This is a genomic window from Serratia sp. TSA_105.2 (assembly GCF_052692115.1).
In genome coordinates this window covers 190,639-206,250 of the sequence record NZ_JBQZFT010000003.1, presented here as the reverse complement: position 1 = coordinate 206,250, position 15,612 = coordinate 190,639, and the positions used below count along the sequence as shown (strand labels likewise).

The 15,612-nt window shown below is 62.5% G+C and carries 14 protein-coding genes; 2 read left to right on the top strand and 12 right to left on the bottom strand.

The genetic code is table 11. The annotated features are described in order from the left end of the window. Positions 1-24: 24 nt before the first annotated feature. The 8 genes from menE to idnO form a co-directional block, all read right to left on the bottom strand. Positions 25-1,410: an o-succinylbenzoate--CoA ligase gene (gene menE, locus ACUTSC_RS12095; RefSeq protein ID WP_197768158.1), complete on the bottom strand. Its 1,386-nt coding sequence runs from the start codon at positions 1,408-1,410 to the stop codon at positions 25-27. Next, entirely contained in the window at positions 1,398-2,381 is a 984-nt protein-coding gene (gene menC / locus ACUTSC_RS12090) for an o-succinylbenzoate synthase (protein WP_197768159.1), read from the bottom strand. Before menC ends, menE begins: the two co-directional genes overlap by 13 nt. Then, positions 2,381-3,238 carry a 1,4-dihydroxy-2-naphthoyl-CoA synthase gene (menB, locus tag ACUTSC_RS12085; RefSeq protein ID WP_033635308.1) on the bottom strand — a complete coding sequence of 286 codons (858 nt, stop codon included), beginning with the start codon at positions 3,236-3,238 and terminating at the stop codon, positions 2,381-2,383. Before menB ends, menC begins: the two co-directional genes overlap by 1 nt. A gap of 11 nt (positions 3,239-3,249) precedes the next feature. After that, positions 3,250-4,020: a 2-succinyl-6-hydroxy-2,4-cyclohexadiene-1-carboxylate synthase gene (menH, locus tag ACUTSC_RS12080; protein ID WP_197768160.1), complete on the bottom strand. Its 771-nt coding sequence runs from the start codon at positions 4,018-4,020 to the stop codon at positions 3,250-3,252. Beyond that, entirely contained in the window at positions 4,017-5,693 is a 1,677-nt protein-coding gene (gene menD, locus ACUTSC_RS12075) for a 2-succinyl-5-enolpyruvyl-6-hydroxy-3-cyclohexene-1-carboxylic-acid synthase (RefSeq protein ID WP_197768161.1), read from the bottom strand. Before menD ends, menH begins: the two co-directional genes overlap by 4 nt. Positions 5,694-6,073: 380 nt before the next feature. Then, entirely contained in the window at positions 6,074-6,385 is a 312-nt protein-coding gene (gene elaB / locus ACUTSC_RS12070) for a stress response protein ElaB (RefSeq protein ID WP_025160172.1), read from the bottom strand. An 81-nt stretch (positions 6,386-6,466) separates the two neighbouring features. Next, positions 6,467-7,498, bottom strand: coding sequence for an L-idonate 5-dehydrogenase (gene idnD, locus ACUTSC_RS12065; RefSeq protein ID WP_197768162.1), 1,032 nt, complete (start codon positions 7,496-7,498; stop codon positions 6,467-6,469). A gap of 22 nt (positions 7,499-7,520) precedes the next feature. Further along, entirely contained in the window at positions 7,521-8,285 is a 765-nt protein-coding gene (gene idnO / locus ACUTSC_RS12060; RefSeq protein ID WP_107227612.1) for a gluconate 5-dehydrogenase, read from the bottom strand. Positions 8,286-8,553: 268 nt separating this feature from the next. Here idnO and ACUTSC_RS12055 point away from each other — a divergent pair, with 268 nt between their 5' ends. Further along, complete coding sequence (locus ACUTSC_RS12055; protein ID WP_197768163.1) at positions 8,554-9,537, top strand: substrate-binding domain-containing protein; 984 nt, start codon at positions 8,554-8,556, stop codon at positions 9,535-9,537. Here the strand turns inward: ACUTSC_RS12055 and ACUTSC_RS12050 are convergent. Continuing rightward, positions 9,517-10,026: a DUF1097 family protein gene (locus ACUTSC_RS12050; protein ID WP_197768164.1), complete on the bottom strand. Its 510-nt coding sequence runs from the start codon at positions 10,024-10,026 to the stop codon at positions 9,517-9,519. The genes ACUTSC_RS12055 and ACUTSC_RS12050 overlap by 21 nt on opposite strands. A 130-nt stretch (positions 10,027-10,156) precedes the next feature. Beyond that, complete coding sequence (locus ACUTSC_RS12045) at positions 10,157-11,392, bottom strand: MFS transporter (RefSeq protein WP_445653346.1); 1,236 nt, start codon at positions 11,390-11,392, stop codon at positions 10,157-10,159. 289 nt (positions 11,393-11,681) lie between these two features. Here ACUTSC_RS12045 and ACUTSC_RS12040 point away from each other — a divergent pair, with 289 nt between their 5' ends. Continuing rightward, a complete protein-coding gene (locus tag ACUTSC_RS12040) occupies positions 11,682-12,557 on the top strand; it encodes a LysR family transcriptional regulator (RefSeq protein WP_038876397.1) in 876 nt (291 codons plus the stop codon). 59 nt (positions 12,558-12,616) lie between these two features. Here ACUTSC_RS12040 and nuoN read toward each other — a convergent pair whose 3' ends face one another. Both nuoN and nuoM read right to left on the bottom strand, forming a co-directional pair. Then, the gene (gene nuoN / locus ACUTSC_RS12035; protein WP_033635324.1) at positions 12,617-14,074 is read right to left on the bottom strand and encodes an NADH-quinone oxidoreductase subunit NuoN; all 1,458 of its coding nucleotides are present in this window, start codon (positions 14,072-14,074) and stop codon (positions 12,617-12,619) included. 6 nt (positions 14,075-14,080) lie between these two features. Then, positions 14,081-15,610, bottom strand: coding sequence for an NADH-quinone oxidoreductase subunit M (gene nuoM, locus ACUTSC_RS12030; RefSeq protein ID WP_025303660.1), 1,530 nt, complete (start codon positions 15,608-15,610; stop codon positions 14,081-14,083). Positions 15,611-15,612: the final 2 nt, after the last annotated feature.

Here is a 15,612-nt window from a genome sequence, read left to right as displayed (position 1 = left end):
CAGCCGCCCTGTCGGGCGGCTTTTTTATGCCTGAGAGAGACGCTGCGTCACCCACTGCTGCAACTGGCGGCGCGAAATCTTGATGCCGCCGTTTTTCAGCTCCTCAGGCAGCGGGAGCAACGCCGCCGGGCGTTGGAAATTGGCCAGCTTATCCTGCGACCAGGCGAGCAACGCCGCCAGCGACAGCGACGGTTCGCCGTCGATCACCGCTACCGGCCGCTGGCCGAACTCGGCGTCCGCCACCGGCACCACAAACGCCTGCGTGATCTGCGGATGCGCCGCCAGCACGCGTTCGATATCCTCCGGCTGCACCCCTTCACCGCCGCTGAAAAACAGGTTATCCAACCGGCCGAGAATACGCAGTTCCCCCTCGGCCATCGCGCCGCGATCGCGGGTCGCAAACCAGCCCTGTTCATCGGCCAGCGGCTGCAGATGCCCATGACGCCAGTAGCCGAGCGCCAGGCTGTCGGCGCGGATCCAGACTTCTTCGTCCACCAGTTTGATCTCGCGGCCGCCGAGCGGCAGGCCAACGCCCGGCCGCGCATCGGCGCGCTTGGCGCACACCGTGGAAGCCAGTTCGGTCAAGCCGTAGCCGCACCAGCAGCGGATCCCCGCCGCCTCCGCCCGTTCGGTCAGCGCCACCGGGATCATTGCGCCGCCGAGCAGCACCTCTTTCAGCGTTGTGCCCGTCAGCGGTTGCGCCAGCAGCCGCCAGAGCTGTGTCGGCACCAGCGAGGCGTGCGTGCAGCCAGCCAATGCCTCGGCCAGCGGATGCATTTCGCGCACCGCCAGCCGTGCGCCCGTCGCCAGCCAGCGCCAGACGATGCCCTGACCGGAAACGTGAAACAGCGGCAGTGACAGCAGCCAGCAATCCTCGCGCTGAAAATCCATCAACCGCAACACCCCGGCGGCGCTGGCCAGATGGTTGGCGTAGCTGTGTGCGGCCGCTTTCGGCATGCCGCTGGAGCCCGAGGTCAGCGTCAGCGTCGCCAGACGCCGCACATCCCACCTCGGCAGATTCGGCCAGCGCGGCTCGGTCGAGGGCGGCGTCAATCGAATCACCTCTTCCGGCAGCGCCGGCAACGGATCCGGGCCGAAGGCAAAGGTGATGTCCAATTCGGGTAACAGCTGCGTCAGCAGCGGCGTCGGCAAGGCGGGATTGAGCGGCAACAGGCGCGCGCCGCATTGCAGCAGCGCCAGGTAGGCCAACAGCAGCGGATAGCTGTTTTTACCGCACAGCGCCACGCCGCAGCCCGGCTCCACGCCCTGGTGCTGAAAATCCGCCGCCAGCTCATCCACCTGGCCTTGCAACGCCAGCCAGCTCAGCGGCCGTTCGCCGAGCAGCAGCGCCGTCGCCTGCGGCTGAAGGCGCGCCCAGTGTCGCCACGGCCAATCGCTCAACGGCGCCATAGGCACTCCAGCGCCGAAATATCCAGCAGCGGCAATGCGCTGCCCGGCCAAGGCCGCAGCACCTGCGCCTGCATCAGCCCCAGGGTATCCAGCCCCGGCACGGTGTCCGGCGTCAGCCAGCGGGCGATGCGCGCCAGCTGGGTTAACCCCAGGCTGGACTCGATGCTGGAACTGATCACCGCCGTCAGCCCCGCCGCATGCGCCTGCGCCACCAGCGCCCGGCAGCGCGTCAGGCTGCCGACCAGCGTCGGCTTGATCACGATGGCTGCCACGCCCGGCTCGGCCTGCACCACAAAGTCCGCCTCACGCACGCTCTCATCCCAGGCGATGGCAATGCCGGTCGCCCGGGCGAAATCGCGCGATTCATCACGGGTCTTGCAGGGCTCTTCCAAAAAGGCGATGCGATCGCGCCACGCCGGGTTGACGTATTTGGCGAAGCCGTCGGCTTTGGCGCGGGTCCAGCTGCGGTTGGCATCCAGCCGCAGCCGCAGATCCGGCAGCGCCTCCAGCAGCACGTTGACGATCATGCCGTCGCGCACCGCTTCATACAGCCCCACCTTCACTTTCGCGACTTTCTCGCCCGGCAAGGCGCTCAATATCTCGAACAGCTCGTCTGGATCGCCGGTGCACAGCGGCGCCTTGCGAAAATCCGCCTGCGTCGGCAAGCGCTGCTCCAGCTCGGCCTGCGCGCAGCTAATCCCAAAGGCCACCGAGGGCAGCGTGCTGTCATCCGGTTCGTTGCCCGCCAACCAGGCCTGCAGCCAGTCCAACGCGGCCTGTTCGGCCTGCGACAACGTTTCCTGGCTGAATTCCGGCAGCGGCGCGATCTCGCCCCAGCCTTCACGCTCGCCCTGACGCAGCCGCACCACCCATCCGTCACGCGTTTTCAACCGCTGATTGCGCAGCACCACGCCCGCCTCCATCGGCAGGCTGTAACGGTAAAGCGCCGCGCTGCGGTTTACCCCGCTCATTACGGGTTACGCTTGAATTTGCTGAAGTCTGGCTGACGCTTCTCGTTAAACGCGTTGCGCCCTTCCTGCCCTTCGTCGGTCATGTAGAACAGCATGGTGGCGTTGCCCGCCAGCTCCTGCAAACCGGCCTGGCCGTCGCAGTCAGCGTTCAGCGCCGCCTTCAGGCAGCGCAGCGCCATCGGGCTGTTCTGCAGCATTTCGCGGCACCAGCGCACCGTCTCTTTTTCCAGATCGGCCAGCGGCACTACGGTATTGACCAGGCCCATGTCCAACGCGGCAGCGGCATCGTACTGGCGGCACAGGAACCAGATTTCGCGCGCCTTCTTCTGGCCGACGATGCGCGCCATGTAAGACGCGCCCCAGCCGCCGTCGAACGAGCCCACTTTCGGGCCGGTCTGGCCGAAGATGGCGTTATCCGCCGCGATGGTCAGATCGCACATCATGTGCAGCACGTGTCCGCCGCCGATCGAATAACCGGCCACCATCGCCACCACCGGTTTCGGGCAGGTGCGGATCTGGCGCTGGAAGTCCAACACGTTGAGGTGATGCACGCCGCTGTCGTCGCGATAGCCACCGTAGTCGCCGCGCACTTTCTGATCGCCACCGGAGCAGAAGGCCTTATCGCCGGCGCCGGTCAGAATAATGACGCCGATGCCGTCGTCGTAACGGGCGTTGGCCAGCGCGTCGATCATCTCTTTAACCGTTTGCGGGCGAAACGCATTGCGCACCTGCGGCCGGTTAATGGTGATTTTGGCGATGCCGTCGGCGGACTTGTGATACAGAATGTCTTCGAAATCGCCGGTGCAATCCTGCCAGGCGATGGCGGCATACAGCTGTTCTTCATTCGGATAAAGCATGTTCGGTTCCTTTAACCAGGGTTAACGAGAAAGGTCTGCAGCTCGGCGACGAAATCCTGCGGATTGGCCAGATGCGCGTTGTGCCCGGCCTGCGGCACGATGCGCAACGGCAATCCGGCGTCGCGCGCCAGCCGTTGAAATTTGGGGTCGTTCTCACCGCACAGCACCTGCAGCGGCACGCTCAGTTGGCGCAGCTGCGGCGCCAGATAGGGCTGCCGCCCGAGCGACGTGGCTTCGAGCATGTCGGCGATCGCCGGGCCGCTGTTGACCGAGCGCGCGGCGATCAGCGCCTGGCGGTGCACATGGCTGAGCTCTTTGAACACCGGCTGCTGATACCAGTCCGCCAGGACCTCGGCGATCGGCTCCCGGCGGAAGCGGTCCGCCCACAGCGCATCCTGTTCGCAGCGCCGACGGCGCTGCTCTTCGTCCTCCAGCCCCGGGTTGCCGCCCTCGACGATCACCCCCTGCAGGCCGGCATGGCGGCCATGGCAGGCGTGATACATAGCGATGCGCCCGCCGAGCGAGTAGCCCACCAGCCAATAGCGTTCGATATTGCGCAGCTGCAGCGTGGCGGCAATCTGCTCGCTGATGTCGTCGAAGCCGCGGCAGCTCACCGCCACGGAATCGCCGTGGCCGGGCAGATCGATGGCCAGCGACGGCCATTCCGGGCAGCGTGCGGCGATCACCCGCCATTCATTGTTGTTGCCGAGCAGGCCATGCAGCCACACCAGCCACGGGCGGCCCGCTTCGCCCTGTTGCAAAATTCGCGTCGCCAGCATCATTGCACCGCCATCTGTTGCACCAGGTATTGCAGGCTTTCGGCCCCCGCGCTCGGCGGCACCTGCAGTTCGATAAGCGTGGCGCCGCCGCGCCGCCAGCCTTGTTCAACCGCCTGTTGCAGCTGGCTCCAGTTCTCCGGCCGCGCGTAACCCAGCTGGAACATCGCCGCCGCGTGGCTGAACTCGACGTTCTGCGGCATGCAGTAAAAGCGCTGACGATCCTCTTCCGGCGTCGGCAGTAGCGAGAAAATTTGGCCGCCGTTGTTGTTGACGACGATCAGCACCGTCGGCGCCGAGCTCTGGCGCAGCAGCGCCAGCGCATTGAGGTCATACAGAGCGGAAAGATCGCCCACCACCGCCAACGTCGGTCTGGCGGTGGCTCGCTGCACGCCAGCGGCGGTGGAGATCAGGCCGTCGATACCGCTGGCACCGCGGTTGCTGAATACCGGGTAGGCGACGGGCAATGGCGTTAACGCGTCGATCAGTCGCACCACTAGGCTGTTGCCGAGAAACAGCTGGCCGTTCTCTGGCAACAGTTCCGGCAAGCGGTGCGCCAGCTGCGCTTCGCCAAAGCTATCGTGCAGATGCGTGGATGCAGCCGTCAGCGCCTTATCCGCCAGTGCCGCCAGCCCGGCGGCCCACGGCGCGCGCGGCTGCGCCGGGTGCTGCGCCAACCACTGCGCCACGCCGGCGCGCAGGCGCCGCCCCCGGTGCTGGGCCGGATCGAGCCGCCCCGGCAGCTCGTCGATGACCCAATACTCTTCCGGCCGGCACTGCGCCTGCCACTGCAGCAGGCGTTTGCCGGTCAGGCTGCCGCCGAACTGCACCACCAGTTGCGCATCTTGCAGTACGCGCTGCGCCTGCGGGTGAGCGAGCCACAAATCGGCGCAGGGCAGCGGTTGCCCGGTCTGCGACAGCACGTCGCCGATCAGCGGCCAGCCCAGCGTTGCGGCCCATTCGGCCACCTGAGCGCCCTCTTGCGCGCTCATGCGCCCGGCCAGCACCACGCCGCGTTTCTGCCGCCAGAAGAACCAGTCCGGCTGCGGCAATGGCACCGCATGCGTCTCGCTTTCCTGCAGCCACGGGCGATCGCTCTGCCACCAGTCGCCCAGCGCGGCGGACCAATCGGCATAGTGACGTTCGTCGCCGCCGTACAGCGGCTCGGCGAACGGGCAGTTGATGTGCAAAGCGCCGTGCTGCAGACGCGCCATCGCGCTGTCGACGCTGGAGGCCAGCCACGCGGCCGGAATATCCGGCGTAGGGCGCGGCAGATCGATCGCCAGCGTCGGGTGACTGCTGTAGAGGCCGTTTTGACGGATCGCCTGATTGGCGCCGCAGTCGATCAACTCCGGCGGCCGATCGGCGGTGAGAAACACCAGCCGCTCACCGGTCAGGCCGGCTTCGATCAGCGCGGGATAAAGGTTGGCCGCCGCGGTGCCGGACGTGACGATCACCGCCACCGGCTCACGCGTTGCCTTCGCCAGCCCAAGCGCCAGATGGCCGAGCCCGCGCTCATCAAAATGGGTATGACAGATAAACGATCGGTTGGCCGCAGCGGCCAGCGTCAGCGGCGTGGAGCGCGATCCCGGAGCGATACAAACATGCCGTACCCCATGGCGGGCCAGCGCCTCGAGCAGCACAGCTGCCCACCGGCGATTAAAAACACTTGTCGACATAGTTCGCTCACAAGTCAGTTAGCAGAGATCGTCTCCGGCGCAGCCGACGGACGCCGCGCCTGTAGTTACGCTCTGTATTATATGAGGTGTTATTTTCACGGCTTTTGCGCCAGCGCAAGAACGCCGTATATCCCTGGGTGTTTACACCAGATAATTATTTGATTTAGAACAAAAAATAAACAATAAAAACACAAATACTTTACACTTGCGGCGACGCCGGCTCAATCCGTCCATACAAAAACAAGGGAAATAAAGGCACTCCGACGACGGCTAGCGGGAAGTATAGGCGGGATAAGGGAAAGCCAGCGGGGAAACAGCGAGATGAACAACACAGTCTGCAGAAAAGCACGAGGCGGCCTGCGCCGCCCCGATGCCGTGATTTATTTACGGGCCAGCAGCAGCCCTAGCACCAGCCCGACGGTGGCGCCGATACCTACGCTGTGCCAGGGTTTATCCCGCACGTAGTCGTCGGTGCGGTGTACCGCTTCTTTGGCGCGCGCGTAGTAGGATTCACCGGTGTTCGCCCAGCGCGCCTTGACCTCACTCAGCGCCTGCTCGGCGTGCGACTTGATGTCGACGTAAGCCTGATCCGCACGATCGCCGGTGTATTGCAGCACTTCCTCCAGCGTCTCGGTCAGCATTCTCAGATCGTCATCCAGCGTAGTTTGCTCAGCATCCGTATGTCTTGCCATCGTGAGATCTCCGTGGTTGAAAAATTAAGCGTTCCTACACTATAGACAAGGATCGCCGCCTGCGGCCATCAGACTTTTACCCTAAAACACCAATTGCACCTTGGCGGCCTGGCGCTTATCGCCGGCAAACTCCAGCGCCTGCGCCAGCTGCCCGCTGGCGAACTCCGCCGACAGCAACGGCAGAGGATCGACCACGCCGTCGGCCAGCCACGCCACCGCCAGCGCAAACTCCGCCACGAAGCGGAAGGATCCGAGCAGGTTCAACTCCTTGGCGATCAACAACATCAGCGGGAAATCGGGAAAGCTGCCACCCATGCCCACCTGCACCACGGTGCCTTTGGCGCGGGTAATCTCCAGGCAGCGCTGCAGCGACTGCGGGTGCCCCGCCACTTCGAAGGCGATGTCGAAATACCCCTTGTCCTGCTGATAATCGCTAACATCGTCGTCCGCGGCATGCAGGCACCGGTCGGCCCCCATTTGCCTGGCGATCGTCAGGCAGCGCGGGCTGAGATCGGCACAGACAATCTCTGCGGCGCCCAGCGCTTTCAGCGCCGCCACCAGCAGACAGCCGATCGGGCCGACGCCGGACACGAAGACCTTTTTTCCCGTCACGTCGCCGGGCTGTTTCGCTGCGTGTATCGCCACCGCCAGCGGTTCGGCGAACACCATCACCCTGTCGTCGCGATCGGCGCCGTAAGGGATACACTGCGCGCTATCCACCACCTTGTATTGGGTAAAAGCGCCGTCGACGTGCGGAAAATACATCGCGCTGCCGAAAAAGCGCATCTCGACGCATTGATTGCTTTGCTGCGCCAGGCAGTATTTGCACTGCCCGCAGGGTTTGCTGGGATTGAGCGCCACCTTTTGTCCGACCGGCAGCTGCGGTGAATCGCTGGCGACCACCTCGCCGATCACCTCATGGCCCAGCACCATCGGCTGACGCACCTGAAAATTGCCGACCTTGCCTTCCTGGAAATAATGCAGATCCGAGCCGCAGATGCCGCCGCGGCTGATTTTCACCAGCGTTCCCTGCCCTCGATAGTCCACTTCTTGCGCGATCACCGCCACGTCTCGCTTGCCGTTGACCACGCAGGACTGGGTTTGAATTTTCATCTCAAGACTCCACGAAAAAAGGTTATACCGCCGCCGACATGCCACCATCGACAAACAGCAGCTGCCCGTTGACGAAGGCGGAGGCGTCGGCGGCCAGGAACACCGCCGCGCCGATCAGCTCCTGCGGATCGCCCCAGCGCGCGGCGGGCGTGCGTTGGGTCAGCCAGGCGGTGAAGGCCGGATCGTCGGCCAGCGCCTGCGTCATCTCGGTTTTGAAGTAGCCGGGAGCAATGCCGTTAACCTGAATGTTGTAGCGCGCCAGCTCCACGCACATGCCGCGCGTCAGCATTTTCACCGCGCCCTTGGACGCCGCATAAGGGGTGATGGTGTCGCGGCCCAGCTCGCTTTGCATCGAGCCGATGTTGACTATCTTGCCGCGCCGGCGCGGCACCATGTAACGCGCCACGGTTTGCGACACGATGAAGACCGCCTTCTGGTTGACGGCGATGATGTCGTCCCAGTCTTGCTCCGGAAACTCGGTGAACGGGTGGCGGCGCTGGATGCCGGCGTTGTTGATCAAGACGTCTATCGCGCCGATATCCGCTTCGATACGGTCGATGGCGGCATGCACCGCCTGGGAATCGGTGACGTCGAACGCCGCCGCATCCGCGCGCAGCCCCTCTTCGCGCAGGCGATCGGCGGCATGCCGGGCATGTTCTTCGGTGGTGGCGTTGACCAGAATATGTGCGCCTTGCTGCGCCAGGCCGCGCGCCAGCAGAAAACCGATGCCGCGCGAGGCGCCGGTGATCAAGACGGTTTTGTTATCCAGAGAAAATAGATTATTCATGGTGATTCCCGGCCATCAGGCCTCCAATCGGACAGGCCTCTATCTCAGCCGATTGTTACCGGTAAAAACGTGATGGGAATCACTGAAAATCATGTTACGAAACCCTGTTACCCTTAACGTGATCTCACGCAGGCAGTTCGCGGGTAAAAATCATCTATCCAATTGAAAAATGGCTATTTTCAATAGAAGCACATTCGTTGTTATCGCCAAATCGATTTGTTAACATACCGCTATCCGCCCTTGCCGCACCGCCCGTGAAGGCCACCGAATGAAACACCCTCGCGTTACGCTACAGGACATCGCACAATTGGCCGGCGTGACCAAAATGACCGTCAGCCGTTTTCTGCGCACGCCGGAAAAAGTGGCGGCCGACACCGCCGAACGCATTGCGCAGGTCATGCGGGAGCTGAACGTCACAGATGCCGATACCGCACAGGCAGGCAGAAAACCGCGCATCGGCGTACTGATCCCCTCCTTCAACAACCAGATCTTCGCCGATCTGCTGGCCGGTATCGAATCCGTTACCCAAGCGCGGGGTTACCAAACGCTGGTGATGAACTACGATTACAGCCCGCAACGGGAAGAAGAGCAGATCGCACAGCTGTTGAGCTACCCGATTGCCGGGCTGATCCTCACCGATTCTGCGCATACCTTGCGCGCAGAGACCTACCTCGGCGCCGCCAAAATCCCCCTCGCGCAGGTGATGGATCTCGACGCGCCGCCGGGGCGGATTGCGGTGGGGTTCGATAATGAACAGGCGGGGTATGACATGACCGAAGCGCTGCTCGCCAGCGGCAAACGGCATATCGTTTACTTTGGCGCCATGTCGGACGCACGCGACAATAAACGCTATCGGGGGTACTGCCGCGCCATGGCGGCTCAGGGGCAAACGCCGCGTCAGATCGCGCCGCATCGGGTCTCTTCGGTTTCGATCGGCGCCGACATGCTGGCGATGGCGCGCGAACGCTTCCCGCAGCTCGACGGTATCCTGTGCACCAACGACGATCTGGCGGTGGGCGTGTTGCAGGCCTGCCTGCGTCTCGGCGTGCGCGTGCCGCAGGAGGTTGCGTTATCGGGTTTTCACGGCCTGGATATTGGCCAGGCGACCACGCCGGGCATCGCCAGTGTGATCACGCCGCGCTTTGACATGGGGAAAACCGCCGCCGAAATGCTGCTGTTGCGGATCGCGGGCGAACCTTGCGGCGAGCGCCACAATCTGCATTACCGCCTCTCACTCGGCGGCACCGTTTGAGCCGGCATTCGGGCCGATCGACGGCGTAGCGCGGGCTTTTTCGCTGCGCGCCGCCCACCACAGACCGCTGTTTTTCATCGCATAGCCGAACAGCAGGCCCACCAGCAGGGAAAGCGTCACCAGCGGCCAATCGCCGCCGCCGGCGAAGGTCGCACAGGCACCGATAAAGGTGCCGGGCACAAACCCCAGCCACTGCTGTTTGGCCTGAATACACATCAGGAATGCCACGACGCCGGTCAGCAGATACCCCAGCAAATTCCACTGCGGCGCCAGTTCGCTGCCGTGGATGATCGCCATTGCCCAGAAGACGCCGCTGCAACAGGTCAACGCGCCGATCACCAGCCCTTTCAACCCACCCTGCGGGCAGGCGAAATACGCCGTGCATCCGAGAAAACCGGCCCAACCGATCAGCCCCAGGCTGACGGCAACCCAGCCCCACACGCCGGAGAGGATCCCGGTCGTAACGGCAATGGCGAAAAGAACGTTCATAAAGTGACCCGCGGCATAAAGAAAGCGCGCAGTTTACCCGAAAGCTGGTCATTTCATGTGATTAAAATCACAATATAAATGCAATTAAAGAATAATTAATTAAATAAAAGAGACTTCAATCACAAAATTATTAACGTGGGAACCCAGCACGTACCGTCATCCATGCCAACAACAGGCATACCGTGGTGCTGCTCAGGAACAGCAGATGGGTTGCCTGCTGTAGATCGATACGGTCGACCACGATCCCCAGCAAGATAGGCACCCAGTTGGCGATATAAGCGATAACGTAAAACAGCGAAAGCAAACGTGCATGGCTGGCCGGCGGCGAAATCAGGTTTACCAGGGTCGCGCTGCCAACGAAAATGGCGCCGTAAGCATAGCCGGCCACCACCAGCCCCGCAGCCGCCAGCCACAGTGAATGCCACTGGATCGCCACGGCGAATACCACCGCCGCCAGCACCTGCGCCAGGCAACCGAACAACAGCGAATGGCGGGCGTTAAGGCGGCGGCTCAGGATCTGGCTGATACCGGCGATCAACAGATAAACCGCAATCGCATAGCCAAAGACGCCTCGAGCGTGCAGGCCTAACAGCGTTTCCGCCACGCTGGGGCCGATAGCCAAAATGCTGGCGGCCAGGGCCCAACAGATAAACAGCGCCCCGGCACAGACATAGAATTTACCGCCGGTGGCGCGCAGGCCATCGAGCAGCGAGCTTTTTTCTGTCGCAGCCGGCGCAGCATGGGTCGGCGCCGTAACCACGCCACGCGGCCACGAGAACATCACGCCCAACGCAGCCACGGCGGCAATGACCATGATGAAAACGAACGGCAACGTCGTGGGATGAAAACCGGTCTGCAAAGCGATGCCGCTGAAGATCGGGCCCAGCGCCAATCCTGTGGTAAAGGACAACGTGGCGATCAGCGCGGCGTTTTTACCGCCGTCTCGTGGCCCAAAACGCACCAACGCGATGTTTGCCGCACCGGTCAATGCCCCGGTGCCCACCCCGGCTAACAGTCGCGCCATGAGCATCATGGCAAAGGTATCAGCCCGCGCGAACAGCAGCGCACCGCTCAACACCACCAGCAATGCCGGCACGATCATGCTGCGCAAATCCTTCACTTTGCCGGCCAGATTGCCGACGCCGAACAAAGCGATCAGCACGCCGGCGGCGTAAGCGCCGTAAACAACGGTCAGGCTGACGGAGCTCAGCGCAAGCTGCTGCTGATACAGCGGATACAGCGGCGTCGGCGCACTGCTGTTCAGCAATGCCGACATCAGTGCCAATGCCAGGAACAATAGAATACCCATGCGCGATGCCTGCGCGTTTTTCGGCACCGTGTCCTGGATGGCGGTATTTTCTGACATGCTTTAACTCCCAAAGTCGGCAGGTGGCGGCCTGCCATCGACGTTTTTCCTCACCCGACGAGCCGGGAACGGCGCTTATCATAGCGTTACGGCGACGGGCGAAGTATCGTCAAGAATGAATCACCCTGATGCATTCTTGCATCACCGGAGAAATAACCGCCGATGAGCAGACCGTTAACCGTCTTTCCCTCCCCCCGGGCGGAACAACACTTTATGATAGAAACCGTTATCGTTCGCCCGCACCGGCCCTTGCCCCACGGCGCCGACAAATCTGCAGAGAGGAAATGGCATGATGAATTGGGACGACGCGCGCTTCTTTTTGGCCGTTGCGCGCTGCGGCACGCTACGCAAAGCCGCCAGCCAGCTGCATGTCGATCAAGCGACCGTCGGCCGACGGCTGTCCGCTTTCGAAGATGCGCTCGGTTCCAAGCTGTTTATCCGCACGCCGAAATCCTTCGCCCTCAGCCCGCTGGGGGAGGAAATGCTGGCGGACGTGATGAAGATGGAAAATGCAGTGCAGGCGATCAACCGTAAAGCCGCCAGCGGTGACGAAAGCCTGTGCGGCAACGTGCGCATCGCCACCACCGATACCCTGGCCGAAGCCTTCGTGATGCCGGCGCTGCAAGATCTGCGGGAACGCTATCCGGCCATCACCGTCACGCTGCTGACGGCGGTCAACATCGCCGATATTTCTTACCACGGCGCAGATCTGGCGATCCGCGGCGCCCGTCCCGATGACGATGAGCTGATCATCAAACGGTTAGCCACCATCGAAATGGGCCTGTATGCCACCCAGCACTATTTGGCGCGGCGCGGCATGCCGGTCAGGGGCGAGCAGCTGCGCGGCCACGATCTGCTGATGTTCCCGCGCGAGCTGGTGCCGCGCCACTGGAACAATTTCTGCGGCGAGGCCCTGCACGAGCCCAACGTCGTGCTGCAATGCAATTCGCAGCTGCTGCTGCGCTCCGCCACCCGTAGCGGGCTGGGCATCGGCCTGCTCTCCGCGTTTTTGGCGGACAAAGACCCGGAGCTGGTGCGCCTGTTCCCCGAGAACAAAGACTGGGTGGATATCTGGCTGGTGCTGCATCCCGATTTGCAACGCGCCGCCCGCGTGCGCGCGGTGGTGCAGGCGCTGGAAACCTCGTTTAGCGCCCATTACGGCTGAGTGCCGTTTCCCCATAAAAAAAGGTCGCCGAAGCGACCTTTTTACCGTCTGAAGCGTTATCAGAACGTCGGCTGCGCCATCTGCACCAGCGAAATCAGCGGCTGCGGATAGACACCCAACAGCAGTACCAGCGCAGCTGAGATCAGCACCACGACGCCACCGGCGGTCAACGCCCAGTTGTTCGGGGTATCGCGCTGCAGCGATTCCGGCGCGCTGAGGAACAGGCTGACGGTCACGCGCAGGTAGTAGTACAGGCCGATGGCGCTGCCTACCACGACTGCGCCGGTCAGCCACCACAGGTGTGCGCTGACGCCCATCGCGATCACGAAGAACTTACCGATAAAGCCCAGCGTCATCGGGATACCGGCCAGCGACAGCATCATCACCGTCATCACCGCGGACAAGATTGGCTTGTGCCAGAACAAACCACGGTAAGAGAACAGCGAATCCGCATCCGGGCCGCGGTATGGGCTGGACATCAGGCTGACCACGCCGAAGGCGCCCAGGCTGCTGAACAGGTAACCGGCCAGGTAAACGCCGGCGGTTTCCAGCGACAGCTGATGGGTTTGCACCGCAATCAGCGCTACCAGCAGGTAGCCCAGGTGAGCGATCGACGAGTAGCCCAGCAGACGCTTGATGTTGGTCTGGCTGATGGCCATCAGGTTACCGAACAAGATAGAGCAGAACGCGATGATCGACAGCACCATGCGCAGCGCCTCGTTGTCGGCGGCCGGGGCATACAGGAACAGACGCATCACGACCGCGAAGATCGCGATCTTGCTGGCGGTCGCCAGGAAGGTCGAGACCGGCGCAGGCGCGCCCTGATACACGTCCGGCGTCCACAGTTGGAACGGCACCAGCGACAGCTTGAAGCCCAGACCGACGATCATCATGCCCATACCGGCCAGGATCAGCGGCTGGTGCATCATGTTTTCCTGCAGGCTCTTGCCGAGGCCGGCCAGCGACAGATCGCCGGACTCGGCATACAGCAGCGCCATGCCGAACAGCAGGAACGACGAGGCGGCGGCGGACAGCAGCATGTACTTGATGGCGGCTTCCAGCGGGCGCTTCTGGCGGTAGGCATAGCCCACCAGGCCGAACAGCGGCAGCGAGATCAGCTCGATACCGATGAACAGCGAAGCCAGATGGTTGGCGCTCGCCAGCAGGATGCCACCCATGGCGGCGATCAGCACCAGCAAGTAGAACTCTTCGCGGTTATCCGGATAGCCGACCAGCCACGGATACGCGAAGGTGCAGGTCGCCAGACTCGCCAGCAGCACCAGCCCGGTGTAGAACATCGAGTAACCGTCAACCCGCAGCAGCGGGGTGACGTCCATTGGGCCTGCCTGGCCGACAAAGTACAGCGAAAGCAGCGCCAGGTTGAGACCGATCACGGTCAGGGTGGCGTTGATAAAGTGGTCGCGTCGCCACGCAATGCCTAGCATCACAACCACCACCGTCAATCCGACGATCAACAGCGGCAGCAGTGCGATCAGTTGTTGAGGAGTTATTGTCATGGCGAATTACGGCCTTGTTGTTGAAATTGCTGAAACTGACGAACCAAACCAGTGTTGCACGTTGCTCATCGCCGCGTTGGAAGTATCCAGAATCGGCTGCGGGTAAACCCCCAGCAGAACCAGCAACACCACCAGCAGCAGAATGATGAACAGCTCGCGCGCGGTCATGCCCTGCAGCGGCTGGTCGGATTTAGGCGCACCGTAATAAGCGCGCTGCATCATGATCAGCGAGTAAACCGAAGCGAACACCAGACCGAAGGTGGAGATCACGGTGATCACCGGCACCACCTGGTAGCTGCCGAACAGAATCATGAATTCGCCGACGAAGTTACCGGTACCCGGCATCCCCAGCGTAGCCACGGCGAAGAATAGCGACAGCGCAGGGATGAATTTGATACGCCCCCACAGGCCGCCCATCTGACGCATGTCGCGGGTATGCAGACGCTCGTACAGCTGGCCGCAGATGATAAACATACCGGCGGCGGACAGGCCGTGCGCGATCATCTGGATCACCGCGCCCTGGTAAGCCAGTTGGCTGCCGGTGTAGATGGCGATCAGCACGAAGCCCATGTGCGATACCGAGGTGTAGGCGATAAGACGCTTGATATCGGTCTGCGCGAACGCCATCCAGGCGCCGTAGAAGATGCCGATCACGCCCAGCCACATGGCGATTGGCGCAAACTCGTGCGAAGCCTCAGGGAACAGCGGCAGGCTGAAACGCAGCAGGCCGTAGGCCGCCGTTTTCAGCAAGATGCCCGCCAGGTCGACGGAACCTGCGGTCGGCGCCTGGCTGTGCGCGTCCGGCAACCAGCCGTGCAGCGGCACCACCGGCATTTTCACCGCGAAGGCGATGAAGAAGCCCAGCATCAACAGATATTGCACGTTGTGGGACATCGGCGTTTGCAGCAGGTCTTCGTAATCGAAGGTCCACACGCCGGTCGCGTTGTAGTGCACGAACACCAGGCCCAGGATCGCAATCAGCATCACCAGACCGCTGGCCTGGGTGTAGATGAAGAACTTGGTCGCCGCGGTGATGCGGGTTTTACCGTCCGACGCCTTGTGGCCCCACAGCGCGATCAGGAAGTACATCGGCACCAACATCATTTCCCAGAAGAAGAAGAACAGGAACATGTCGATGGCGAGGAACACGCCGATAACGCCGCCCAGGATCCACAGCAGGTTGAGGTGGAAGAAGCCCTGATACTTCTGGATTTCACGCCAGGAACAGAGGATCGCCAGCACGCCCAGCAGACCGGTCAACACCACCATCAGCAGCGACAGGCCGTCCAGCGCCAGGTGGATGGAGATACCGAAGCGCGGGATCCACGGCAGCAGGAATTCGCTCTGCCACTGCGGAATGCCTTTCGGCGTAGTCAAGGTATAGCCGCCCTGCATCCACAGCTGCAGAGAGAGCGCCAACGTCAGCCCCATTGCGATCAGCGCTATCCAGCGCGGCACCTTAGTACCGAAGCGCTCAAGCTGCCAGCACAGCAGACCGCCGATAAAGGGGATAAGAATTAGCCAAGGTAATAGCATGG